This window comes from Methylopila sp. Yamaguchi (genome assembly GCF_002897035.1).
GTDB lineage: Bacteria > Pseudomonadota > Alphaproteobacteria > Rhizobiales > Methylopilaceae > Methylopila.
On record NZ_BAUX01000020.1, the window covers coordinates 55,047 to 79,171 of the forward strand.

At 71.0% G+C, this 24,125-nt stretch carries 24 protein-coding genes; 12 read left to right on the forward strand and 12 right to left on the reverse strand.

Annotated elements, in window-relative coordinates; translation table 11 throughout:
* Positions 1–2 precede the first annotated feature (2 nt).
* The 8 genes from ureC to METY_RS18730 all read right to left on the reverse strand — a co-directional run bounded on the left by ureC (position 3) and on the right by METY_RS18730 (position 7,833).
* The gene (gene ureC, locus METY_RS18695) at positions 3–1,715 is read right to left on the reverse strand and encodes an urease subunit alpha (protein ID WP_103122897.1); all 1,713 of its coding nucleotides are present in this window, start codon (positions 1,713–1,715) and stop codon (positions 3–5) included.
* A gap of 11 nt (positions 1,716–1,726) precedes the next feature.
* Positions 1,727–2,419 carry an urease subunit gamma gene (locus tag METY_RS18700; protein ID WP_103122898.1) on the reverse strand — a complete coding sequence of 231 codons (693 nt, stop codon included), beginning with the start codon at positions 2,417–2,419 and terminating at the stop codon, positions 1,727–1,729.
* A 16-nt stretch (positions 2,420–2,435) separates the two neighbouring features.
* Positions 2,436–3,098 (reverse strand): urease accessory protein UreF, encoded by a 663-nt coding sequence (locus tag METY_RS18705; protein WP_103122899.1) that lies wholly within the window; start codon positions 3,096–3,098, stop codon positions 2,436–2,438.
* Positions 3,095–3,559 (reverse strand): urease accessory protein UreE, encoded by a 465-nt coding sequence (gene ureE / locus METY_RS18710; RefSeq protein ID WP_103122900.1) that lies wholly within the window; start codon positions 3,557–3,559, stop codon positions 3,095–3,097. Before ureE ends, METY_RS18705 begins: the two co-directional genes overlap by 4 nt.
* Before the next feature lie 29 nt (positions 3,560–3,588).
* On the reverse strand, positions 3,589–4,608 hold the full coding sequence (locus METY_RS18715) for an alpha/beta fold hydrolase (RefSeq protein ID WP_103122901.1): 1,020 nt from the start codon (positions 4,606–4,608) through the stop codon (positions 3,589–3,591).
* Positions 4,609–4,675: 67 nt separating this feature from the next.
* Positions 4,676–5,713, reverse strand: a complete 1,038-nt coding sequence (locus tag METY_RS18720) for an aliphatic amidase (RefSeq protein WP_103122902.1) — start codon at positions 5,711–5,713, stop codon at positions 4,676–4,678.
* A 336-nt stretch (positions 5,714–6,049) separates the two neighbouring features.
* A complete protein-coding gene (locus tag METY_RS18725; RefSeq protein ID WP_103122903.1) occupies positions 6,050–6,658 on the reverse strand; it encodes an ANTAR domain-containing response regulator in 609 nt (202 codons plus the stop codon).
* Positions 6,659–6,669: 11 nt separating this feature from the next.
* Positions 6,670–7,833: a transporter substrate-binding domain-containing protein gene (locus METY_RS18730; RefSeq protein WP_103122904.1), complete on the reverse strand. Its 1,164-nt coding sequence runs from the start codon at positions 7,831–7,833 to the stop codon at positions 6,670–6,672.
* A gap of 222 nt (positions 7,834–8,055) precedes the next feature.
* Here METY_RS18730 and METY_RS18735 point away from each other — a divergent pair, with 222 nt between their 5' ends.
* The 3 genes from METY_RS18735 to METY_RS18745 are packed head-to-tail and all read left to right on the forward strand — an operon-like array spanning position 8,056 to position 11,281.
* On the forward strand, positions 8,056–9,354 hold the full coding sequence (locus METY_RS18735; protein WP_103122905.1) for a Zn-dependent hydrolase: 1,299 nt from the start codon (positions 8,056–8,058) through the stop codon (positions 9,352–9,354).
* Positions 9,351–10,307, forward strand: coding sequence for a phosphotransferase family protein (locus tag METY_RS18740; RefSeq protein WP_103122906.1), 957 nt, complete (start codon positions 9,351–9,353; stop codon positions 10,305–10,307). The genes METY_RS18735 and METY_RS18740 overlap by 4 nt, the downstream gene beginning before the upstream one ends.
* 32 nt (positions 10,308–10,339) lie before the next feature.
* Positions 10,340–11,281, forward strand: a complete 942-nt coding sequence (locus METY_RS18745; protein WP_103122907.1) for a choline kinase family protein — start codon at positions 10,340–10,342, stop codon at positions 11,279–11,281.
* Between the two features lie 160 nt (positions 11,282–11,441).
* Here the strand turns inward: METY_RS18745 and METY_RS18750 are convergent, their stop codons facing one another.
* Genes METY_RS18750 through METY_RS18765 form a run of 4 tightly spaced genes read right to left on the reverse strand, consistent with a single transcriptional unit; the run spans position 11,442 to position 15,275 of the window.
* A complete protein-coding gene (locus METY_RS18750; protein WP_103122908.1) occupies positions 11,442–11,957 on the reverse strand; it encodes a hypothetical protein in 516 nt (171 codons plus the stop codon).
* The gene (gene gspM, locus METY_RS18755; protein ID WP_103122909.1) at positions 11,954–12,544 is read right to left on the reverse strand and encodes a type II secretion system protein GspM; all 591 of its coding nucleotides are present in this window, start codon (positions 12,542–12,544) and stop codon (positions 11,954–11,956) included. Before gspM ends, METY_RS18750 begins: the two co-directional genes overlap by 4 nt.
* Positions 12,545–12,554: 10 nt before the next feature.
* Entirely contained in the window at positions 12,555–13,553 is a 999-nt protein-coding gene (locus METY_RS18760; RefSeq protein ID WP_103122910.1) for a PilN domain-containing protein, read from the reverse strand.
* A 54-nt stretch (positions 13,554–13,607) separates the two neighbouring features.
* Complete coding sequence (locus METY_RS18765; RefSeq protein ID WP_103122911.1) at positions 13,608–15,275, reverse strand: GspE/PulE family protein; 1,668 nt, start codon at positions 15,273–15,275, stop codon at positions 13,608–13,610.
* A 357-nt stretch (positions 15,276–15,632) separates the two neighbouring features.
* Between METY_RS18765 and gspD the strand changes: the two genes are divergently transcribed.
* From gspD to METY_RS18810, 9 genes are all read left to right on the forward strand, one after another.
* Positions 15,633–17,930: a type II secretion system secretin GspD gene (gspD, locus tag METY_RS18770; protein ID WP_103122912.1), complete on the forward strand. Its 2,298-nt coding sequence runs from the start codon at positions 15,633–15,635 to the stop codon at positions 17,928–17,930.
* Positions 17,931–17,940: 10 nt separating this feature from the next.
* Entirely contained in the window at positions 17,941–18,495 is a 555-nt protein-coding gene (locus METY_RS18775) for a prepilin peptidase (protein ID WP_103122913.1), read from the forward strand.
* A 41-nt stretch (positions 18,496–18,536) separates the two neighbouring features.
* The gene (locus METY_RS18780) at positions 18,537–19,748 is read left to right on the forward strand and encodes a type II secretion system F family protein (RefSeq protein WP_103122914.1); all 1,212 of its coding nucleotides are present in this window, start codon (positions 18,537–18,539) and stop codon (positions 19,746–19,748) included.
* Between the two features lie 8 nt (positions 19,749–19,756).
* Positions 19,757–20,203: a type II secretion system major pseudopilin GspG gene (gene gspG / locus METY_RS18785; RefSeq protein WP_103122933.1), complete on the forward strand. Its 447-nt coding sequence runs from the start codon at positions 19,757–19,759 to the stop codon at positions 20,201–20,203.
* A complete protein-coding gene (locus tag METY_RS18790) occupies positions 20,175–20,645 on the forward strand; it encodes a prepilin-type N-terminal cleavage/methylation domain-containing protein (protein WP_103122915.1) in 471 nt (156 codons plus the stop codon). Before gspG ends, METY_RS18790 begins: the two co-directional genes overlap by 29 nt.
* Positions 20,642–21,196: a prepilin-type N-terminal cleavage/methylation domain-containing protein gene (locus tag METY_RS18795; protein ID WP_103122916.1), complete on the forward strand. Its 555-nt coding sequence runs from the start codon at positions 20,642–20,644 to the stop codon at positions 21,194–21,196. The genes METY_RS18790 and METY_RS18795 overlap by 4 nt, the downstream gene beginning before the upstream one ends.
* Positions 21,193–21,939, forward strand: a complete 747-nt coding sequence (locus METY_RS18800; RefSeq protein WP_103122917.1) for a hypothetical protein — start codon at positions 21,193–21,195, stop codon at positions 21,937–21,939. Before METY_RS18795 ends, METY_RS18800 begins: the two co-directional genes overlap by 4 nt.
* Entirely contained in the window at positions 21,939–22,796 is an 858-nt protein-coding gene (locus METY_RS18805) for a general secretion pathway protein GspK (protein WP_103122918.1), read from the forward strand. Before METY_RS18800 ends, METY_RS18805 begins: the two co-directional genes overlap by 1 nt.
* Positions 22,797–23,008: 212 nt before the next feature.
* Positions 23,009–24,007, forward strand: a complete 999-nt coding sequence (locus METY_RS18810) for a TerC family protein (protein WP_103122919.1) — start codon at positions 23,009–23,011, stop codon at positions 24,005–24,007.
* Positions 24,008–24,125: the final 118 nt, after the last annotated feature.

Genomic DNA, 24,125 nt, shown 5'->3' on the forward strand with positions numbered 1-24,125 from the left:
GGTCACCTCAGCATGTAGCGCCGCGCGAGCGGCAGTTCGGTCGCGGGCTCGCAGGTCGCGAGTTCGCCGTCGACGAAGACGTCGAAGGTCTGCGGATCGACGCGGATGTTCGGCAGGGCGTCGTTGTGCAGCATGTCGGACTTCTTCAGCCCCCGCGTGCCGCTCGCCGGCAGCAGGATCTTGGAGACGCCGAGCTCCTCCCGCAGCCCGCGGGCGATGGCGAGCGGATGCACGAAGCAGGCGGACAGCGCCGGCGCCGCCTTGCCGTAGGCGCCCCATTGCGGGCGCAGCAGCATCGGCTCGCAAGTCATCAGCGAGGCCGCGCTGTCGCCCATCGCGCCCCACGCGATGAAGCCGCCCTTGATGACGAGCTCCGGCTTCACGCCGAAGAACGCCGGCCGCCAGACCACGATGTCGGCCATTTTGCCGGCTTCCAGCGAGCCGATGTGCTCGGCGATCCCAAAGGTCTTCGCGGCGTTGATCGTGTACTTGGCGACGTAGCGCTTGATGCGCTCGTTGTCACCGAAGCCCGGCTTCTCCTCGGGGAGCAGGCCGCGCTGGTCCTTCATCTTAGAGGCGAGCTGCCAGGTCCGGCAGATCACCTCGTGGATGCGGCCCATGCCCTGGCTGTCGGAGCCGAGCATCGAGATCGCGCCGATGTCGTGCAGGATGTCTTCCGCCGCGATGGTCTGCGCGCGGATGCGGCTCTCCGCGAAGGCCACGTCCTCCGGGATCGCCGGATTGAGGTGGTGGCAGGTCATGGTCATGTCGAGGTGTTCGTCGAACGTGTTGACCGTGTACGGATTGGTCGGGTTCGTCGACGACGGCAGGCAGTAGCCTTCGCCCGCCACGCGGATGATGTCCGGGGCGTGGCCGCCGCCGGCGCCCTCGGTGTGGTACATGTGGATCGTCCGGCCGCCGATCGCGGCCAGCGTATCCTCCAGAAAGCCGCTCTCGTTCAGAGTGTCGGTGTGCAGCTGCACTTGGTAGTCGAGCTCGTCGGCCGAGCGCAGGCAGGCGTCGATCGTCGCCGGCATCGCCCCCCAGTCCTCGTGGATCTTGAGCCCGAGGCATCCCGTCTCCAGCTGCTCCGTGAGGCAGCCCGGAATGTGGCTGTTGCCGCGGCCGAGAAAGCCGAAGTTCATCGGCCAGGCCTCGGAGGCTTGGATCATCTTGCCGGTGTTGAACGGGCCGCCGGAATCGATGCCGACCGTGATGGGCCCGAGCGACCCGCCGAGCATGGTCGTCAACCCGCTCGCCAGAGCGTGGTCGACCAAGCCGGCGGAGTCGAAGTGCACATGCACGTCGATCCCGCCCGCGGTGGCGATCAGCCCCTCGCAGTCGCGCACGGTGGTGCCGGCGCCGACGATCAGCCGCGGGTCGACGCCGTCCATGACGGCGGGGTTCCCCGCCTTGCCGACGCCGACGATCTTGCCGTCCTTGATCCCGAGGTCGCCTTTGACGATCCCGAGCACGGCGTCGATGACCAGCACGTTGCAGAGCAGGAAGTCGAGCGCGCCCTCGGCGTTGGTGATGCCGGCGGCGAGGCCCATGCCGTCGCGCAGCGTCTTGCCGCCGCCGTGTAGGCACTCGTCGCCGTAGGTCGCGTAGTCCTTCTCCACCACCGCGATGAGCGAGGTGTCGCCGAGCCGGACGCCGTCGCCGACGGTCGGGCCATAGAGGGCGGCGTAGTCCTTGCGGGCGATCGTGACCATGGCGTGTCTCCTCAGGCGCCGCGGAAGCCGGCCGCGCGGGCCTTGGCGAGCGCGACGTCCTTCGCCTCTTGGGTGGTGGTGTCGCCGCCGAGGCCGTTGAGGCCGCCGACGAAGCGGCTGCCGCCGAAGGTCGTCAGCGTCACCTCCTTGGTCTGGCCCGGCTCGAAGCGCACGGCCGTGCCGGCGGGAATGTCGAGCCGCATGCCGAAGGCCGCCGCGCGGTCGAACTCCATCGCGCGGTTCACCTCGAAGAAGTGGAAGTGCGAGCCGATCTGCACCGGGCGATCGCCGCTGTTGGTCGCCTCCAGCGTCACGCGCGGCCGGCCGTCGTTCAGCTCGATCTCGCCCTCGAGCGCGAGCGTCTCGCCCGGCTGCACGGGATCCGCCTCGGAGCCCTCCGCCGGGCGGATCGGCTCGTGCACGGTCACGAGCTTGGTGCCGTCGGGGAAGACGCACTCCACCTGCAGGATGTGCAGCATCGCGGGCACCCCGGAGAGCACATCGTCGCTGGTCAGCACGGTCGCGCCGAAGCCGATGAGGTCGGCGACGGTGCGGTCCTCGCGGGCGCCTTCCAGGATCTCGTCGGTGATCAGCGCCACCGCCTCCGGGTAGTTGAGCTTGAGCCCCTTCGCCCTGCGTTTTCGCGCGAGCTCCGCCGCGGTGAAGATCGTCAGGCGTTCGAGTTCCGTCGGGGTCAGCAGCATAGGCGCTCGCGTGGGGTCAGTTCGAGAACAGGCGCAGCTCGCCCCGGGCGTGGCGAGCGGCGGCGATGTCGAGGCGGGGCGCGAAGCTCGCGATCCGCTCCGGGGCGGGCGCGGCGGCGAGTTCGGCGAGGAGCGGCAGCAGGCGGCGGACGACGGCTTGCGCCGCGACGGCGCCGACGACGCCGAGGCGCACGGCCGCTGTGGTGAAGCCGGAGAGGACCATGTAGCCGGAGGCGAGCGTCGCGCCTTCGGCGTCGAGGCCCGCGCCGCGCCAGACAACCCCTTGCGTCGGCGCGAGATGGCCCTGCGCACGGCCGGCGCGCACCCGCGCCTGCCACTCGCCCGCCCCGGGCGTCGCGATGCGGACATGAGCGGCGAGCAGCCCCGCCCCGTTGCGGCGTGAGCCGGCGCGGAACGGCTCCGACAGCGTGGTGGCCTCCACCTCGGCGTCGATCTCGGCGACGGCGTCGAGGTCGTCGGCGCGGGCGAACGCCTGAAGCATGGCGACCCGGTCGGCGGTCGCCCAGCGGCGGCGGAGAACGCCGGCGATCATCCGCTCCAGCGCCTCGCCGTCTAGGGCCTCTGAGGCCGCGAGGCCTTCAAGCCCGTTCGAAAAGGCGAAGCTCCCGCTCGGAAAGGCGGCGTCCGCCTGCCACATCGCGAGCAGCGGCCCGATCACGCCGCGAGATCCTGCGTCACCACGGAGCTCTTGATCGAGCGTCCGGCGAACAGCGCGTCGAGCCGTGCGAAGTAGGCCTCCGCCGGCCCTTCAAGCGCGACCAGCAGGCACTCGCCCTCGAAGCGCACGCGCCAGTGCAGATTGCCGGCGTGATAGCCAAGCTCGACCGCGTCGGCGATCGAGGTCGGCTGCAGGCGAAGCCAGCGCTCCACCTCCGCCCTCACCACGATCGCGCGGTCGTCGTCGATCAGCAGAACGGCGCCGTCGAACAACTTCTGCTCGCGGGGCAGGGCGATCGCGAGCTCCTCGCCCTTCGGCGTCGTAAGGCGCAGGCGTCGGCGCGCCATGTCGGCGCTCGCGATTGTCACGGTTTCCACCGCCCCGTGGTGTTCGAGATGATGGAGGCGCCGGTGGAGGCCGGGCTCGGCCCGGTCTCCGACGACGCTATCAATGTGCAGCATTGGGGCAGGTCCTGTGGTGGCGCGCGTCGTCAGGAGGCGAGCAGGTCCTTGAGCTTGGCGTCGATGAAGTCGACGTCGGTCGGGTTGGTGCCGGGGCCACCGGCAAAGTGGCCCCAGATCGAGGGCACCGGCACGAGGGTGGCGTTCGGCATGTGCGCGACCTCGAATTCGCTGTCCTCGGGGGGGAAATAAAGGTCCGTCTGCCCAGGCATCACGAAGGCCTTGGCCTTGATCGCCCCGAGCGCGGCCTTGAAGTCGCCGCCGTAGAGCGAGTTGTCGCTGATGTCGCCGTTCTGCCAGGTCCACAGCATCGTCAGCAGGTTGTTGGCGTCCTTGGGCAGGAAGAAGCCCTCCCAGAAGGCGACGAGGAAGTCTTCGAGCGAGGAGTAGCCGAGCGCCTCGATGTCCAGCTTCTCCCGATAGAACGCCTGAGAAAAGCCCCATCCGGCGTAAACCCGCGCCATCGCCCGCAGGCCTCGCGCCGGCTTGTCGACGTACCAGCCCTCGGCGAAGGCGGCGTCCGCGGTCAGCGCGGCCTTCACGCCCTCGAGGAAGACGAAGTTGTGCCGCGAGCATTTGGCGGACCCGCAGAACGGCGCGATCAGGTCCATCATGTCGGGGAACAGCGCGCCCCAGTGGAAGGTCTGCAGCGCGCCCATCGACCAGCCGGTCACCAGCCGGACATGCTCGATCCCGAACAGCTCCGTCACCAGCCGATGCTGGACCATGACGTTGTCGTAGGCCGTGACCTGGGGAAACCGTGGGCCGTTGTAGGGCTCCGGCGTGTTGCTTGGCGACGACGACAAACCGTTGCCGAGCATGTTCGGCACGATGATGAAGTACTTCTCAGGATCGAGCGCCCGGCCGGCGCCGATGAGCCACTCGTTCTCGTAGTGCTGTCCCGAATACCAGGTCGGGTAGACGATCACGTTGTCCTTGGCGGGGCTCAGCGTCCCGTAGGTCTTGTAGGCGAGCTTCGCGCCACGGATTGTCGCGCCGCGTTGCAGGGACACGTCCCCCAGTTCGAAGATCTTGTAGTCGACGGTCATCGCAGAACCTCCTTGAGGCGGGGACACGAGGCGCGCCGGCATGACCGGCGCGCCTCGTGCGCGTCGCTCAGCGGTGGAGAGTCTTCGCGGTCGGAAGCCCCTCGATCGGGCATTCGTCAACGCCGACCGTCGGGCGCGTGAAGGACTCGACCATCTCGCGCGTGCCCTCCGGGTCCGCGATCCAGCGCTTGTAGAAGTCGTAGGGGCAGTCCGCCGTGCCCTTGTCGCCGTCGCCGGAGTTGATCATCCCGGTGTAGCCGCGGTGGACCAGCTTGAAGAGGTGGTTGTTGGACTGGCCGTTCTTGCGGAAGTCGCGGATCAGCGACACGGAGAGCTGTGCGTAGTTGACCCCGTTCTCCTCGGTGCCGCACTCGCCGAGCGTGCGGCCGTCGAAGCCAACGATCGCGGAGTGGCCGAAGTAGGAATAGACGCCGTCGAAGCCGGTGGCGTTGGCGACCGCCACATAGGTGTTGTTTGCCCAGGCCATGGCCTTGGCCATCACCACCTGCTGATCCTTCGCCGGGTACATGTAGCCCTGGCAGCGGACGATCAGCTCGGCGCCCCGCATCGCGCAGTCGCGCCAGATCTCCGGGTAGTTGCCGTCGTCGCAGATGATCAGGCTGATCTTCAGGCCCTTCGGCCCGTCGGAGACATAGGTGCAGTTGCCGGGGTACCAGCCCTCGATCGGCACCCACGGCATGATCTTGCGGTACTTCTGAACGATCTCGCCCTGGTCGTTCATCAGGATCAGCGTGTTGTAGGGCGCTTTGTTCGGGTGCTCCTCGTGGCGCTCGCCGGTGAGCGAGAACACGCCCCAGCACTTCGCCCTGCGGCAGGCGTCGGCGAAGATCTCAGTCTCCTCGCCGGGGATCGCAGACGCGGTGTCGTACATCTCCTTGGAGTCGTACATGATCCCGTGGGTCGAGTACTCGGGGAAGATCACGAGGTCCATACCCGGCAGGCCGGCCTTCATGCCGACCACCATGTCGGCGATCTTCTTGGCGTTCTGCAGCACCTCGGCCTTCGTGTGCAGGCGGGGCATCTTGTAGTTCACCACCGCTACGCCGACGGTGTCGTTGCTTGAACCGATGTCGCCGTGAATCATGCTCAGTCTCCTTGGGCCTTCGGGCGCTTCGCTTGGCGCCTCAGGGGTGGCGCGCGCCCCCCGTCGCCGCCGGCGAAGCGCGCCGGCGCGGCGTCGAGCAGGCCGCGGGGTCGAAGTGTCTGGTCTGGCGAAGCAAAGGCGCAGGTCGCGCATGCGTCGCCAAATGGAAGCAGTGCCGGACGACCGACGACGGCGCTGTCGCGGACGCGAAAAACAAAAAAGCCCGCCAAATCCTCTCGGGAGGATCTGTCGGGCTACATCGCCAAGCCGGATCGACCACCTTGTGATCCGGCGAAGTCGCTCGGCCGCTGCATCGCGCTCAAGCAACGGCCGAAGCTAAGCACCATCCGCGCGGAAGTTCAATAGCTCGTTGGCGTTGATGATCGCGCTCGCCATCTCCTCCATCGGCACCCGCTTCGACATGGCTTGGCGGCGGATGGTCTGGAACGCCTCCTCCTCGGAGATGCCCTGGTTGGCCATCAGGATGGTCTTGGCCTTCTGGATCTGCTGGATGCCGTTCAGCTTGCGCTCGAGCTTGCGCAGCCGCCGCGCCTGCTCCTTGCGCTCAAGCCAGAGACTGCGCGCGAGGGCGATCTGCGTCAGAAGGCCGAACGGCTTCAGCGGCCGCTCGATCACCGCAAGCGCCCCGCTCTCCAGCAGCAGCGAGAGCGTCGACGGGTTCTCGTAGCCGACGATCGCGATCACGGTCGGGGGCGAGTCGGAGCGCGACTTCATCAGCTTCAGCAGCCCGTCGCGGTCCTCCTGTTCGATCGTCAGCAGCACCAGGTCGACGTTGTCGGAGTAGGCGTCGGGGATCGGCCACGTCGTCTCGACGAAACAGCCGATGCGCTTGAGGTGGTCGACGAGCTGCTTTCCCTCCGCATCGTTGGGGTGAATCGCCTGAACGCGCAGGCCCTTGATGTCGCGCAGGATCTGGATCGCCATCGCCAGCGGCCTCAGCGCGCGCTGGGCGACGGCTCGACGAAGTCCGCGGACCAGTCGTCGAGCCGTTGCGTCACGCAGTAGGGGTCCGGCTTCACGCGCACGCCGGGGTTCCAGACGATCTGGAACGCGCCCTTGGCGTCGAGCCGCGCCACCCGAGGCCAGAGGTAGGTGTGGTGGTTCTCCGGATCGACGCGCACGCGGCCCTGCGGCGCGTCGATCTCGACGTCCATGATCTCCGCCAGCACCCGCCGCGGGTCGTCCGCGCCGGCGCGCGCAAGCGCGGCGGCCGCGAGGTGGACCTGGAAGTAGGCGGCCTCCGCTGCGGATGGGATTGGCGCCTCGGCGCCGAACCGCTGGCGATAGGCCGCGACGAACTTGCGCGCCGCGGGCGAGCCGAGCGTCGAGAAGAAGGTCGCCGCCGAGATGTGGCCTTCGGCGACGCCGGGCCTCATCTCCGCGACGTCGGCCTCGGAGGTTGTGAGGCTCGCGATCGGCATGTCGGAGGCCTTGAAGCCGGCGTCGGCGTAGGCCTCGTAGAACGCCGGGGTCGCCTGGCCGACGATGGTCGAGAAGATCACGTCCGGGCCGAGCTTCCGGATCCGCTTGATTACGCCCTTCAGGTCGTCCGCGGAGGCGTCGAGCGGAATGTAGAGCTCATCGAGGATCTTGCCACGCGACTGGACCACGAAGTCGCTCATGATCCGGTTGATCTCGTACGGGTAGACGTAGTTCGAACCGACGAAGAGGTATCGCGGGCCGTGGCGCGCAAGCAGGTACTTGGCGAGCTGGAACGCGTTCTGGTTCGGCGCGGCGCCGGTGTAGATCGTCTGCAGCGAGTACTCGAAGCCCTCGTAGAGCGTGGGGTAGAACAGCAGACCGCGGAAGGGCTCCACCGCCTGCAGCACCGCCTTGCGGACGCTCGACATGTAGCAGCCGAAGATCAGCCGGACGCCGTCCGCCGCGATCAGCTGCTCGGCGAGCGCGCGGAAGCGCTTGGGGTCCGAGGCGCCGTCATAGACCACCGGCTGGAGCTCGCGGCCCATGACGCCGCCGGCCGCGTTGATCTCGTCGATCGCCAGCAGCGTGGCGTTGAGCTGGGCGCGCTCGACGTTGGCCGTCACGCCCGTCATCGAGAACAACACGCCGATCCGCCAGGGCTCGCTCGTCACCGTCACGCTCCGCACCGTCCATCCCGCCCGCGCTCGGCGGTCGGACGCATGGATAGACCATTTTTTCGCGTGTGCAGCACGTCCTTGATGCTCTTTGACGCGCCACGCCTAAAATCCGGTCGCCGTGGTGCGGATCGCGGTTGCGCGGAGCGCGGAGCTTCGCCCTAATAGGCCGCAGCGGCCCCGGATCAGGCTCGTCGCGCCCCCATAATCCCGGTTGCGGACCCCATGACCCTCCTCACGACGCCGTCGCGCGACGACGCGGCGGTCGACGACTTCCATCGCCTGTTCGACGCCGTCGCCGCCTGCGGCGCCACCCCGCGCGGCGGCCTCGAACGCCAAAGCGCCAGCGCCGCCGACGGCGAGGCGCGGCGCGTCTTCGCCGCGGCGCTCGAGGCGGCCGGCGCGACGGTGCGGACCGACGCCGTCGGCAACCAGTACGGCGTGTTCGCGCTCGCCGACCGGGCCGACGCGCCGCTCGTGATGCTCGGCTCCCACCTCGACAGCCAGCCGCGCGGCGGCCGCTTCGACGGCGCGCTCGGCGTCGTCGCGGCGGCGGCGGTCGGCGCGGCGCTGATGCGGGCGAAACAGGCGGGCGCGCGCTTCGACGCCGATTTTTGCGCGGCGAACTGGACCAACGAGGAGGGCGCCCGCTTCCGCCCGAGCCTGCTCGGCAGCGGCTTCTTCACGGGCAAGCACGACGCGGCTTTCGCGCTCTCCCGCGCCGACGACGCCGGCGTGACGCTGGGCGAGGCGCTCGCCGCCATCGGCCAGCGCGGGACGGACGCGCCGCCGCCGCTCCCGGCCTGCTATCTCGAGCTCCACATTGAGCAGGGCCTCCATCTCGAGAGCGCGGCCGCGAACATCGGCGTGGTCCGCCGCAACTGGGGGGCGATCAAGGTCGACGTCCGGTTCCAGGGCGAGCAGGCCCACACCGGCCCGTGCCCGATGCCGCTCCGCCGCGACGCATTGCTCGCCGCCGCCTACCTCATCGCCGAGGCCCGCGCGATCGCCGACCGCTGGCCGGGCGTGGTCCACACCTCCGTCGGCCGCATCCTCGTGGCGCCGAACTCGGCCAACGTCGTGCCGTCCGAGGTCGCGCTGTCGCTGGAAATCCGCTCGGCCGACGACGCGGTGCTGGCGGAGGCCGGCGCGCTCGGCGTACGCGCCATCGTCGAAGCGGCGGAACGCGCCAAGGTCACGGTCACGGCCGAAAGCTCGGAGCGCCCGATCCGGCAACTGCCCACCGAGGTTTGCAACCTCGTCGGCGCCTGCGCGCAGGCGTTGGGGCTCAGTCACCGCGACATCGACACGGTTGCGGGCCATGACGCCATCAGCCTGCTCGGCCTCTGCCCGACCGGGCTGATCTTCGTGCCGAGCGTCGGCGGCGTCGCCCACAACGAAGGCGAGTTCACCGAGCGCGCCGACATCGAGAACGGCCTCCGCCTCTGTCTCGAGGCCGCGTGGCGTCTCTGCCAAGCGGGCGGCTCGCCGGAACGCGCGACCCTTGCCGGAGGTCCCGCATGACCCCGTTCGGAACCGCCGCGAACGCCTTCGACGAGCGGGTCGAGGCCGCCGTCGCCCGGCTGCCCCGGCTGGCGGGCAAGGTGACGCGCTATGGGCTCGCGGCCGCCGCGGTCGCCTCGCCGGTGCACCGCGGCGTGGCGTCGGACGGCGTGCGCCTCGACCTCGATGACGGCGGCTCCGTGTTCCTCAAGATCCGCCACGACGATTGCGCCGCCGACGTCGCGCCGCAGGCGGCGGAGGCCGCGCGCAAGGCTGCCGCGCTCGGCGTCGGGCCGGCGGTGGTCGACGAGGGCGAGGGCCTGCTGGCGCTCGATTTCCTCGATCAGCCCTGGCGCTACGGCCGCGTCGGCGACCTCCAAGACCTAGCCGTTCTGGGCCAAGCTCTCTCGCTGACGAAGCGGCTGCACGGCGACGGCCTGATCGGGCGGCGGTTCGACCCCTTCACCCGCGTCGCCGCGCTCTACGCGGAGGCCATGAGCGCCGGCGCCCCGCTGCCGGACGACGCCGACCGGCTGGTCGCGGCCTGCGCCCTGATCGGCGAGGCGGTTTCTGCGGCTGGCGTCGATCTCGCCTTCTGCCGCAACGACGGCGTCGCCTCCAATGTCATGCTCCAGCCCGAGACCGGCGAGGTCCAGCTCGTCGACTTCGACCTCGCGGGCGACAACGACCCCTGGTTCGACGTCGGCGCGCTGATGAACGAGGCCTGCCGCTTCGAGGCGGACCAGCGTGCGGCGCTCGAGGCCTACGCCGGCGCCTGCGACGAGCGCGTCCTCAACCGCTGCCGGCTCTACGGCGCGGTCGACGACGTGATGTGGGGGCTCTGGGGCGTCGTGCGCGCCGTCACGTCGCCCCGCACCGGCGTCGAGTTCTACAAGTACGGGACGTGGCGGCTGTCGCACGCGCGGGCGACCGCCGCGGCCCGCGCGTTCGAGGTCTGGCTGCGGCGCCTCTGAGGCGTCACGGCAGAGGGAGGGAGCGGGCCGCCATGCTGACCTGGAAACGACCCGGCGAGGGCGAGAGCGCGGGCGAACGCGCGCTGGAGGCGATCCTCGCCGACGTGCCGCGCTGGCGGGGAGAGCCGCTGCGCTACCGCCCCGTGTCCGGCGGCATCAGCAACGCCAACTGGCGCATCGCGGTCGGGGAGGCCGGGGACTACTTCCTCAAGGTGCCCGGCCGCGGCACCGAGATGTTCATCGACCGCCTCGCGGCGAACGACGCCAGCCGCAAGGCCCACGCCAGCGGCTTCGGCGTTGAGGTGGTGGATTTCCTGCCTGATCTCGGCGTCGAGATCTTCGCTTTCGTGGAGGGCTACCGCGCCTCCTCGAACCTCGACTTCCTGCGCCCGACGGTGCGCCGGAACGCCGTCGCGGCGCTCAAGGCCTTCAACGACAGCGAGCCTCTGGGCCTGACGAAGACCATCTTCGACATGATCGAGGAGCATGTCGCGCAGGTGGAGCAGGTCGGCGGCCGCCTGCCGGCCGACCAGCCTTTCCTGATGCGCCGCTACGCCGAGGCCAAGGCGGCCCTGACCGCCTCCGGCATCGATCTCGCGCCCTGTATGAACGACACGCTCGCCGGCAACTTCATGATCGACGCCGCCGACAGCGTGCTGATCGTCGACTTCGAATACGCCTCGAACAACGAGCGCTCGTTCGAGATCGCCGGCTGGTTTGACGAGATGGCGTTCCCCGAGGCGGTGGAGCGCGAGATGCTGGAAGCCTACTTCGGCGCCGTCACGCTGCAGGTCGAGGCCCGGGTCGCCGTGTTGAAGGCGCTGGGGGACCTCAAATGGTCGACTTGGGCGATGATTCAGGAGGCGGTCTCGACCCTCGATTTCGACTTCTACAAGTACGGGACCTGGAAGCACATGCGCGCTCGCACCCTGTTCCACCATCCCGACTGGAACGCCTGGCTCCGCCGCCTCTGACCGCGAGAGCCGTTTGGGCTTCCGGGAGAGCTCTAAACCCAACCACTGTGCCATTCCGGGCGAATGGGCCCCAGAGACGAGCCGGGGCGAGTGTGGAAGGCCAATCGAGCGCGCCTACGCGAGGCCGCTCTGGCTCACCGCGTCTTCGGACCGGAGCGTTCTACTCGTCCGGATCCAGCTTCGGCCGTGCGGTCTGATTGGGGTCGAACAGACGGTACTCGCCCTCCTGCTCGCCGAGCGTGAGGCGGAGCGAGGACGAGTCGATCGCCGTCACCAGCCAGCCGTCCAACATGTCGCCGAGGCGGAGCTGGCTGACCGTGTTCGAGCCCATGTCCTCGACGACCGCGACGGTCTCCTCCGGTCCCTCGATGACGCCCGCGAGGCGCAGGTTGGGCTGCGGGGCCGGCGGCGGCGCGGTCGCGGTCTCCGGTTCGGGCTCCGGCTCCTGCTCGACGGCGGCGGGCGGCTGCGGCGCGCGGCGCGAGGGGGTGAACAGCGGCCGGTCGCGGAACGCGGACAGGCTGTCCGGCCCCAGAGCGTTCAGGGGGTTGAGCGCAGCTGCGGCGGGCGGCGCCGGTCTGTCTTCCGCCGGTCCCTGGGCTGAGGCGGCGAGGGGGAGACCCGGAAGCGCGGCGGCGAGCAGAGCCGGCAGGACGGCCTGAAGGATCGTTGTCATCCCGCGACGAACCTCCCCGGGCCATTGATCACGACGCCGACGCGCAGCGTCGGATCGTCGGGATCGGCGTCCGCCGCCGCGTCGAGGCGGCGGATTTCGAGGCGCTCGACCGTCAGCAGCGGCAGGCCGGTCTCGATCCGGCGCAAAAGCTCGAGCAGCGGGCCGTTCCGGGTGTCGAAGGTGACGCGCAGCCGGACGCGGTCGTCGACCAGGTCCTGCGCCTGTCCCGGCGCCTCGACGTCCTGAGCCTCGATCAACCGCCCGCCGGTCGCCTCGACGGCGTCGGTCAGCAACCGCTGGAGCGCCGCCTTGGCGAGCGCCGGCGTCGCGCCGGGCACATAGATCGCGGAGGCGTCGATCGCCGTCGATGTCGGGCCGCCGGCCGCGGCGACCCGTCGCTCGAGCTGGGCGACGATCGCCTCCTGTCCGGCGGCCAGCCGATCGACCTCCGTCGCCTGCAGGACATTCAGGACCGAGAGCACGATCGCGGCGAGCGGCAGCAGGACGGCCGCGGTCACCAGCGCCCAGAACGCGACGCCGCGGGACGACGCGGAGGCGCTCGCGCGGCCGAGGCTTCCCACGCTCATATCAGCCGCCTCATGGCTGGACCTTCGGGCCGGCCGGCCGCCGACCGACAATCTCGAACCCGTCGCGACCGTCGGCGTTACGGGTCACCGGCGCGCTGAAGCGGGCATCCGGCAGCGCGCCGGACGACGTCAGCAGCCCGATCAGCTCGGGGGCGGCGTTCGAGACGCCCGCCAGCCGGACGCGGTCCGGATCGATCTCGAGGTCGCGCAGCGCCGTGCCGTCGGGCAGGGCGGCGGCGAGCCTGTCGACCAGGGTAACGACCGCCGTCTCCGGCCGCTTCTCCGCCATCAGGTCGCGCTCGCGCGCGCCGCCGCCGCTCGCCTGCATCAGCGTCCGGCGCGCCGCCTGGGACCGTCGTTCCAGGTCCGCCAGCCGCTCTTCCGCACGGTGCAGAGCCCAGTAGGAACCGGCGGCGAGCGGAACGAGCGCGCCCACGACGGCGACCGCCGCGATCGCAAGGCCGCGCCGCACCCGCCTGCGGAACGGGTCGCGCGTCCCGCGCCAAAGGTCCACGGACAGCGGCGCATCGAGCGGCTCGCCCCCGCCGCCGAGCGCCGTCGGCGTGAAGCCGATCGCCGCCGCCTTCGCGGTCCAGCCGTCGGCGACTTCGCGGGAGGCGGCGACGAAGCGCACGTCGAGCGAGCCGTCGGCGGCGTCGGAGGCGCGGTAGCCGTAGAGCACCCGCTCGGGCGCCCAGGGGGTGAGCCGTTCGAGCCGGTTCTCGATCACGGCGTCGAGGTAGTCTCGGGTCGCCGCGGGAAAGCTCAGGGTGCGCGTCAACACGGCCCCCGCCGGAAGGCGGAGCTCGCCTTGGACCGGCCCCCGCGTCGCGCCGTCCTTCAGGGCAAGGCGCTTCGCGGGCGCGCCGAGCGGCGCATCGTAGAGCGCCAGCGCGCCGTCCTCCGCCACGGCCACGCGCCGCGGCCCGCGCGCGAAGCGGGCCGCCAGCGGCGCGACGGCGTCGACGATCGCGTCGATCGCCTGGGCGAGCGTCTCCTTCAGCGCCATCGGCGGCGAACTCCCTCAGCCAAAGGGCTCGCGTCGGCGCCGCGGGCGCTCCCGTCAGCCGGTCGCACGGAGCACCTCGTCGATGGTGGTGAGCCCCCGCCCGGCCTTCCAGACGCCGTCCTCGAGCATGCTGGTCATGCCGCCGTCCCTCGCCGCGCGCTGCAGGCTCGTCGGATCCGGGCGCTCGCGGATCAGGACGCGGACCGCGTCGTTGACGCGTAGCGCCTCGAACACGCCGATCCGGCCGCGGTATCCCGACTGCCCGCACGCGGAGCATCCGATCGCGCGGTGGAACGACGCCCTGGGCGGGAGCGTCAGGCCGCGCGCCGCCGCGAAGGCGCGGGCGTCGTCGTCGGCCGCGGCGTCCGGCCGCTTGCAGCGCTCGCAGAGGCGGCGCACCAGCCGTTGGCCGATGACTCCCCGAAGCGAGGCGCCGATCAGGTAGGATTCCACGCCGAGGTCGGCGAGGCGGATGACGGCGTCCGCCGCGGTGTTGGTGTGCAGCGTCGTCAACACCAGATGGCCGGTGAGCGCGGCCTGCGCGCCGACCGCCGCGGTCTCCTTGTCGCGCATCTCGCCGACCATGATGACGTCGGGGTCGTGGCGCAGGAACGAACGCAGCGCGGTCGCGAAGGTGAGCCCGATCGCCGGCTTGATCTGGGTCTGGTGCACGCCCGCGATCTGGTACTCGATCGGGTCCTCGACCGTCACGATCTTGCGGGCGGGATCGTTGAGAGCGGCGAGCGCGGTGGCGAGAGTCGTGGTCTTGCCGCTGCCGGTCGGGCCGGTGACCACCACGATGCCGTGCGGCTCCGCCAGCATGGCCTCGAACGTCGCGCGGTCGCGCGGGCTGAGGCCCAGCCGGTCGAAATCGAGCAGCCGCGCGTCCTTCAGCAGCATGCGCAGCACGGCGGTCTCGCCGTACATCGTTGGCGCCGTGGCGACGCGGAGGTCGGCCTCCTGGCGGCCGATCCTGACGTTGGAGCGGCCGTCCTGCGGCAGACGCCGCTCGGCGATGTCGAGGCCCGCCAGGATCTTCACGCGCGAGATCAGTCCGGCGGCGAGGCCCTTCGGCAACACCTGCTCGACCCGCAGGCGGCCGTCGATGCGGAAGCGCACCCGCACCTCCTCGCGGCCGGTCTCGATGTGGATGTCGGTCGCGCCGGTCTCGATCGCCCGCTCGAGCAACTGGTCGATCGAGCGCACGATCGGCGCGCCGCGGGCGAGATCCTGCAGCGCCTCGACCGTCTCTGCGCGGTCCGCCGCCGTCGCGGGCTCGGCGGAGAGGGTGGCCGCGGCGGCCTCGGCGTCACGCTCGAACAGCAGCTCGATCTCTTCGAACGAGAGCACGACCAGCTGCGGCGGGGCGCCGAGCGCGAGGCCGACGGAGTCGATCGCCGTCTCGTCGGCGGGATTGGCGACCGCCGCGGCGAGCGCGCCGTCCTGGTCGAAGGGATAGATGCGCGCGTCCCGGAGGTAGCGGCGCGAGAGCCCCTCGGTCAGCCCCCTCCGCTCTTGCACCTCCGCGAAGGTCAGGCGCGGGAGCGCGTAGGCGGCGGCGACGGCGTCGGCGAGGTCGGACGCCGGAACCGCGCCCGAGCGCCACAGCGACTCGAGGTCCCCGGTCGCGTCCGCCGCGAAGCCGCGCCGGCGCAGCTCCCGCGCCAGGGCGAGCGGTTGCGCATCCCCCGTCTCCGCCGTTTGGACGTCCCGCGCCGTCATCCGTCGCCTCGCGCTCGAACCGCGGTCGCCCCCGGCCAGGCTGCATACGTCTTTCTTGGTAGCACGCCGTACGCCGCCGGAGCGCGGCCTCTGCCCCTGTCGCGCCGCCGTCGCACGCCGACGCTACCGTCTCGCTTCGGCGTCACCGCCGCCCCGTCAACGAATCTGTTCATTTTCTTGGACACAACGCCCACGAGAGGAAACTACGAAATTTTGTGGTTAATGTCGCCGCCGAATTCTTCAGGTCAACCCCGAAACGCATGTAACGCACCGAATGACGACTGTAAAATTTGACTTCGCCTTTGTCTTCTTGCTTCATGTCGCCTGGGGAATGTGCGTGCATTCGGGGTCTTTATCATGGTAGCGGCGCTGCGTTTGGCGGTCGCGGCGTGCGTTTTCGCGCTCGCCGGCTGTTCGACGGTCGATCCCGCCAACGATGGCGGCGTCAGCATCGTCCGGACCGGACTGATGGCCGACCTGTCGGCCCGTCAGCCGCGCGCCGACGGCGCGCAGGCGCAGGCCGTTGCGGCGCCGGTCTCGTCCGAGGCCACCGGCTCCGTCGCCGCGTCGTTCGCGTCCGAACCTCAGCCGGCAGGGGGCGCGCCGCTTCGGCTCGTGACCGAGCGCGGGGAGGGCGAGGGCCGGTCCGGCGCGCTCTACCGCCTCAACTTCGAAAACGCCGACCTGCGCAACGTCGTCCAGGCGGTTCTCGGAGAGGCGCTGAAGATCAACTACGTCATGGGCGCCGACGTGGCCGGCCAGGTGACGATCTCGTCGCCGCGGGCGATGAACGCCGAGGAGCTGCTCAGCGCGCTGGAGGCGCTGTTGCAGAGCAACGGCTTCACCATGACCAAGACCGGGGGCACGATGCGGATCACCGCCGCCTCGCCGGTCGGCGGGGCGGCCGAGGCCGCGGACCGGACGACGCCGGGCTATGGTCTTTCTGTAGTGCCGCTGCGCCACGTCTCGGCCAGCACCATGGCGCAGCTCGTGTCCGGCTTCGTGGTGGACGCCGACGGGCTGAAGGTCGACGCCTCCCGGAACGCCATGATCGTGCGCGGCTCCGGCCCGAAGCGGGCGGAGGCGGTGCAGGCGATCATGTCGTTCGACGCCGACTGGATGCAGGACCAGGCGGTCGGCATCTACGAGGTGCGGCGCGCGACGCCCGAAGCGGTCGTCGGCGAGCTTCGCCGCGTGTTCGACGCCGAAGAGAAGGGCGTGGGCGCGGGCGCCGTGCAGTTCAAGGCCATCGGCCGCCTGCGCGCGGTGATGGTGATCGCCAAGACCCAGGCGCTGATGCGCCGCGCCGAGACCTGGGTGAAGCGGCTCGACCGCGAGAGCGCGGCCGGAGGCGACAACGTCTTCGTCTACAAGGCGCGCTACCGCGACGCGCGCGAGCTCGCCCGCATCATGACGAGCCTGTTCCGCGCGGGCGGCGACGGCGGCGGCCGCGCCCCCGCGACCACCGGCGGGCGCTCCTCGACCGGCGGCTCGGGCGACGCCTCGGACCTGATGTCCGATAACCGTTCGGGCTCGTCTTCTTCGTCCTCCTCGTCCTCCGGAAACGGCTCGGTCTCGAACGTGTCCGACCGCGGATCGAACGCCGGGAGCGGCTCGGGGCAGGCGGGCTCCTCGCCCTTCAACAGCCCGTTCTTCGGCGACGGCGCCAGCGCCGCCGCCGAGACGGGCGGCAGCGGCGGCGAGACCATCGACCTGTCCCGGCAGAGCGACGACCGCGGCGGCGGAAAGGTGCTGATCAGCGCCGATCCGGCGAACAACGCCGTCGTGACCTACGCCGACGGCTTCACCTATCAGAAGATCCTGACCGCCCTCCGGCAGCTCGACTCCGCGCCGCTCCAGGTCGCGATCAGCGCGACGATCGCCGAGGTGCAGCTCAACGACGACATGAGGAACGGCGTCGAGTACTTCGTGAAGAGCGGCGGCGTGGGCCTTGGCCGCAACAACGGCTCGTTCAGCCTGTTCGGAACCGCCGCGAACGCGCTGTCGAAGCAGACGCCCGGCTTCAACCTGCTGATCGGGACCAACTCCAACCCCGATGTGGTGATCTCGGCGCTTGACCGGGTGACGAACGTCGAGGTGCTGTCGTCGCCCTCGCTTGTGGTCGCCGAGAACCAGGTCGCGAACTTCCAGGTCGGCGACGAAATCCCGATCGTGACCCGGCAGGCGCAGAGCGTCGAGAACATCGACTCCCCGCTGGTCAATCAGGTGGAGTTCAAGAACACCGGCATCATCCTCAACGTCATCCCGCGCATCGGCCAGAACGACGCGGTGACGATGCAGATCGAGCAGGAGATCTCGTCGGTCGCGAGCGGCGCCGACACCCTGACGCCGACGATCTCCAAGCGCCGCGTGGCGAGCAACATCTCGGTCGTCAGCGGGCAGACGGTTCTGCTGGCGGGCCTCATCAGCAAGCGCAACGAACGCGGCAAGAACGGGCTGCCGATCCTCGGCGACCTGAAGGGCATCGGCAACCTGTTCAGCCAGCGCACGAACGCCAAGGACCGCACCGAGCTCGTGGTGTTCATCCGCCCCGTCGTCATCCGCAGCGGCGAGGACGCCCAGTCGGTGGCCGAGGAGTTCCGCTCCCGCCTGACGTCGATGGGCGGCCCCCGCCCGGCGACTTACACGAAGTGACGCCTGGACGATGAACGCCGAGGCCGTCGCCTCCCGCACCGACGGCGCGCTTGGCGCCGCGGCGCTCGTCGCAGCCGTCGCGGTTGGGCTCGGCAGTCCCGCGCTCCTGCTGCCCACGGCGGCGGCGCTGGTGACGGCGTGGATCGCCTGGCGGGACGCGCGCAGCTTCATCATTCCGAACGAGGCCGCCGCGGCGCTGGCGGCGCTCGGGATCGCGGCCCGGTTCGCCGAGGGCGGGTGGAGCGCGGATGTCCTTGGCGCGCTGGCGGTCGACGTCGTCCTGACGGGCGGTCTCCTCTGGGCTGTCCGGGAGGCCTATTTCCGCGCGCGAGGCCGGGACGGACTGGGGCTTGGCGACGTGAAGCTCGCCGCCGCGGCGGGCTGCCTCGCCGGCGCGGCGGGCTTCGCGGTCGCGCTGTTCGCGGCGAGCCTCGCCGGCCTCGTCGTCGCGGGTCTTCGCCGCGCCGGCCGCGAGGATCGTCTTCCCTTCGGCGCTCTGCTCGCGCCGGCGGTCTGGGTCGTGTGGGCGGCGGCCGGCTTCGCGGCTCCGGGCCTCCTCGGATGATCCCGGCGCGCGCGATCCTCCGCGGGCGCGGGGGCTGAGCCATGGCCACGTTCGAATACCGGGCGGTCAGCGCGGCGGGCCAGATGCTCACCGGCGTCATGGAGGCCGCCTCCCGCGCCGAGGCCCTCGCCCACCTCGAGCGCTCCAACGTCACCCCGATCGACGCGCGCGAGACCCACGGCGGTCCGCGGCGAACCTGGCGTGAGATGCTGACGCCGGAGCCGCCGCCGGAGCACATCACCGCCTTCACGCTCGATCTCGCGATGATGCTGAAGGGCGGCGTCACGCTCGACGAGGCGCTGCAGATCCTGGCTGAGATGGAGTCGCGGCGCTGGCTCGCCAAGCTCATCCGCCAGCTCCACGGCGAGCTTTCGGGCGGCAAGAGCTTTTCGGCGGTGCTCGCGATGCACCCCAAGACCTTCCCGCCGGTCTACGTCCAGACCATCGCCGTCGCGGAAAGCGCCGGCCGGCTCGAAGCGGCGCTGGGCGACCTCGCCGCGGAGCGCCAGCGCAACGAGAGGCTGAAGCGGAAGTTCGTGTCGGCGATCGCCTATCCCGCCTTTCTCGCGGTCGCGGCGGTGGGCGTGCTGTGCTTCGTGCTGCTGTTCGTGGTGCCGCAGTTCGAGGGCGCGCTGCAGGGCTTCCAGAGCCGCATGTCGCCGTCGTCGAAGATGGTGTTCGACCTGTCGCGCTGGTTCCGGGTCAATGTCGACCTGGTCTTCGGCGGAGCCGCGGCCCTGCTCGTCCTTGGCCTCGTGCTCAGCCGGATCGGCCGGAACGGCTCCATGCTCGTCAGCCTGCTGGCGCGGGCGCCGCTGACGCGGACGGTTCTCGCCTACGAACTCACCGTCGCCTTCTGCCGCACGCTCTCGATCCTGCTCGCGAACGGCGTGCCGATCACCGCCGCGCTGCGGCTGGTGCGCGACGTGGTGCGCCCGCCGGCGGCGCGCGCCGCGATCGATCTCGCGGCTGCCGACGTCCGGCACGGCGAGCGGGTCTCCGTCGCGCTTGCCCGCCAAGGCTTCCTTCCGGCGCACGTCACGCAGATGCTGCGCGTGGGCGAGGAGGCGGGCCAACTGCCCGACAGCGCCGCCCGCGTCGCGGCGTTCTACGAAACCAAGCTCGAAACGGCGCTCAACAGGCTGACGGCCGTGATCGGACCGGCGATGATGATCGTCGTGGCCTGCCTCATCGCGTGGCTCATCATCTCGGTGATGTCGGCGCTCATCAGCATCAACGATCTATTGGTTTGAACCGCGTCATGATCCTCGCCGCACACCGCCGTAACCGCCGCGACCGGGACGCCGAGGGCGGTTTCACGCTCGTCGAGCTGCTCGTCGTGCTGGTCATCCTGAGCCTCGTCATGGGCCTCGTCGGCCCCCGGGTCCTGAGCTACCTCTCGAGCTCGCGCGAGCGGGCGGCGAAGCTGCAGATCCAATCCTTCGCGAGCGCCCTCGACCTCTACTTCCTGGACATGGGCCGCTACCCCTCCGCCTCCGAGGGGCTGGCGGCGCTGGCCCGCGCGCCGGCGGGCGAGAGTCGCTGGGCCGGGCCTTACGTGCAGCAGGGCTCCATCCCGGCGGACCCCTGGGGCAAACCTTACGAATACCGCACGCCCGGGCGCGGCAAGCCCTACGGCATCACCTCGCTCGGCGCCGACGGCCAGCGCGGGGGCGAAGGTGAGAACGCCGACATCTCGAACGACTGACCGCGGCGACCCGCGCGCGGGCTTCACGCTGGTGGAGCTGATGCTGGCGCTCGCCGTGATGGCGATCGTGGCGGGCCTTGCGCTGCCGTTCGTGCGGATCGAGGAAAGCTACGCCGGTCTGCGCGCGCAGGCCTACCAGGCCGCGGCGCTGCTTCGCGCCGACCGCGCCGCCGCCCTGCGCGCCGGCCGCACAGTCGTCGCGGGCGTCGATTTCCCGGGCCCCCGCCTGCGCTCGGGCGCGTCAGGGGAGGTGGTCGACCTCTCGCGCGGGCTCGCGGTGCGCGCCTCCGGCCTCCGGCAGGGCGGCGTGGCGTTCTACCCCGACGGACGCTCCTCCGGGGGGACTCTTGCGCTCGCCACCCGCACGGCGCGGATCGACGTCGTGATCGACGAGGTGACCTCCAGCGTCTCGATCCGCCCGAAGACCGCGGACGAGCCATGAGGCGCACCATCGGATCCGCGGCGAGGGGCGGCAGGCGCGACGGCTTCACGCTGGTGGAGACGCTGGTGGCCCTCGCGGTGGTGGCCGCCGTCGCGGTCGCGCTCCAGCGCGGCGTGGTCTCCGCGCGCTCCGCGCTCGCGCGCGCCGAGGCGTTGCTGGAGGCGGAGGCGGTCGCTCGGGACGTTCTGGAGAACCGGCTCGACGCGCTGGCGCCGGGCGTCGGCATTCGCCGCGGCGACGACCGCGGCCTCGTCGTCACGGTCACGAGCGAGGCGCTCGACCTTCCCCTGCCGCCCCCCGGTCCGCCGGATCCTGCGCAAGGTCCTGCTCAAGCTCCAGGCCGCGAGGCGGGCCGGCCTCCGGCGCCGGGGCAGGCCCCGGTGCAGGTCGCGGCCGGGGCCCCGCAGCAGGCTGGAGAAGGGGCGCCCGGCGAGGCGGCGGCCGACGCCGCGCTCGGCCGCTTCACGCCGCTGCGCGTGACCATCCAGGTCGAGCCCGCGATTGGGCCGCCGCTGGTGGTTGAGACCCTGCACGCGGCGGCCGCGCCGTGACGCGTCTTGGGAGAGGGCGGAGCCAAGCCGACGGCGAGGCTGGCTACCTGCTGGTCGAGGCGCTCGCGACGCTGACGCTCGCGGCGCTGGTGCTGGCGGGATTGCTGGCGCTGGGCGGAGGCCTGTCGCGGGTCGCGGACCGCATCGCGGGGCGGGTCGAGGCGACCGAGGCCGGCCGGCTCGCGGTCGCAGCCATGGCGCGCGACATCGCGCAGCTCTCCCGCCGCAGGTTTCCCGGCGCGCAGGAGCCGCGCTTCGCCTTCTACGGCCAGACGGACCGCATCGTCTTCGTGGTCGAGGCGCCGCAGCAGGACGGTCTGGCCCGACCGGTCGTGGTCGCCTATCAGGCCGACGGGCCGGGCGCGGCGCTCAGGGCGGAGGGCGAGCTGCCGGTGGGCGCGCAGAGCCTGGACGACGTCGCCTTATCGCGTCCGCACCGCATGCCGTTCGGGGACGCCGAGCTGCGCTTCGCCTTCGTGGAGCGCCTGAAGAGCGGCGGCGAGCTGATCACCGACGCCTGGTCGCGCTCCGACCTGCTGCCGGCGGCGATCCGGATCGACCGGCTCGATCCGGCGAGCAAGCGTCTGGTCGGCTCCCGCCGCGTCGCGATCGTCGCGGAGACCGAGCCCGGCTGCGCCGCGGCCGAGATCGCCTTCTGCAGCACGAAGAAGAAGCCGAGGCCCGGCGCCGCGTCGCCCGACCAGCCCGGGCCGCAACAGCCCGACCCTCCGGACCGCGGCTGATGCGGGGCGGGCGGGACGGGTTCGTGCTGGTGTCGGCGCTCGCGGTGCTCGCGGCGCTCGCCGCGGTCGTGGTGGGCGCCAGCGTGCTAGTCCGCTCCTCGGTCGCGGAAGCGCGGCTCGCGCGCGACCGGCTGACGGAGGACGCGCTGGTCCACGCCGGCCTCGAGTTCGCGGCCTATCAGCTCGTCGCGCTGCGCCGGCCGCCATCGGAGCTCGCGGGCCAGCGGCTCCGGCTCGACGCCGGCGTAGTGACTCTGTCGGCGGCGGCGGAGGCCGGCAAGGTCGACCTCAACGGAGCCGATCCCAAGCTGCTCGCCGGCCTCTGGCGTTCGCTCGGCCTGACCTCGATGACGGCCGAGACCTTCGCCGATCGCGTGGTCGACTGGCGCGATCCCGACGGCAAGCGCGGCCGGGCGGGCGCCGAGCGGCGGGACTACGGCGCCGCCGGACTCCCCGGTCCCGCCGACGACGCCTTCGCGACCGTCGACGACGTGCGCGAGGTGCTCGGGGTCGGCGTCGCCGAGGCGCGGGCGCTGAAGCCCTTCCTCACGGTCGCGAACCCGCGCGGCCGGGTGTCGGCGCTCGAAGCGCCGCCGGAGGTGCTGCGCGCGACGCCCGGCCTCGGCCGGCCCGTGCTCGACCAGATCCTGAGCCTGCGGCGGCGCGGCGCGGCGTCGATGGAGGCGGTCCAGCAGCTGCTCGGCGGCGGGTCCACAGCGCCGCTCGGGGCGTTTTACGGCCCGGCGTTCCGCGTCGAGATCACGATCGAGGAGCCGCGCCGCCGGCCGGCGCGTGCGTTCGAGATCCTGCGCGGCGAGGGGCCGCGGCTGTTCTGGGTGCTGCGAGAGGCGCGGTGAGGGCTGCGCCGGCGCCCTTCTCCGGTCACGGATTCGCGAACTTGCGCCGCGCCATCTTGCGCTGCGGCGCCTTCGATCTAAGTCTGGGCTCACCAGAACGGTCCGGGCCCCTCTGGCGATCCCTTCACGGTCGCGATGTCGGACCTGCGCTTCAACCAAGGCGCAGCGTCGACCTGTGTTCGCGCGCGCCCAGACCGTGAGAGATCATCTTGATGGAGTTTGTTCCGTCGTTCCTCCTCGCCGAATTCGTCGGCAAGCCGGCCTGGCTCTGGCTGGCCTTCCTCGGCCTCGTCGCCGTGCTGCTTGCCTTCGACCTCGGCGTGCTCAACCGCAAGGGCAAGGAGCTCGGCGTTGCCGAAAGCCTGAAGCTCTCGGTGTTCTACATCGCGGTGGCGGTCGCCTTCGGCGGCTACATCTGGTGGTCGATGGGCCCCGAAGCCGGCATGAACTACTACACCGGCTATGCGATCGAGAAGGCGCTCTCGATCGACAACGTCTTCGTCATCTCGCTGATCTTCAGCTACTTCGCGATCCCCGCGCGCTACCAGTACCGCGCCCTCGTCTGGGGCATCCTCGCGGTGCTCGTGCTGCGCGGCCTGATGATCGGCGTCGGCGCGGCGCTGGTGCAGGACTACGACTGGATCATGCTGGTCTTCGGCGCCTTCCTCGCCTTCACCGGCGTGAAGATGCTGTTCGCCGGCGACGAGGAGGCCGACCTCTCCGAGAACAAGGCGGTGCGCTGGCTGTCCAAGCGCATGCGCGTGACGCCGGAGCTCCACGGCGAGCGCTTCTTCGTGCGTCAGCCGCACCCGGTGACCGGCAAGCTCGTGCTGTGGACGACGCCGCTGTTCCTGGCGCTGGTCGTGATCAACGTCGCCGACCTCGTGTTCGCGGTCGACTCGGTGCCCGCGATCTTCGCGATCACCACCGACACCTACATCGTGTTCACGGCGAACATCATGGCGGTGCTCGGCCTGCGCGCGCTCTACTTCGCGCTCGCGGCGATGGCGGCCCGCTTCGCCTACCTGAAGTACGCGCTGGCGCTCGTGCTGGTGTTCATCGGCGCCAAGATCTTCTGGGCGCACTTCTTCGGCAAGGTCGACCCCGCGATCTCGCTCGGCGTCACCCTCGCGCTCATCGCCGGCGGCGTGCTGGTCTCGCTCTGGAAGACCAAGGGCGAGCCGATCCCGGCGACGATCGACCAGCGCTGAACCCTCGCCCCGGGTCACGTCCCGGGGCGATCCATCCCGTAGCTCATCCCGCCGTTCGGCCCCCGTCCCGAACTGGCGGGATGAGCGATTCTGAGCCCTCGCCTCGAGCAGGAAGGGC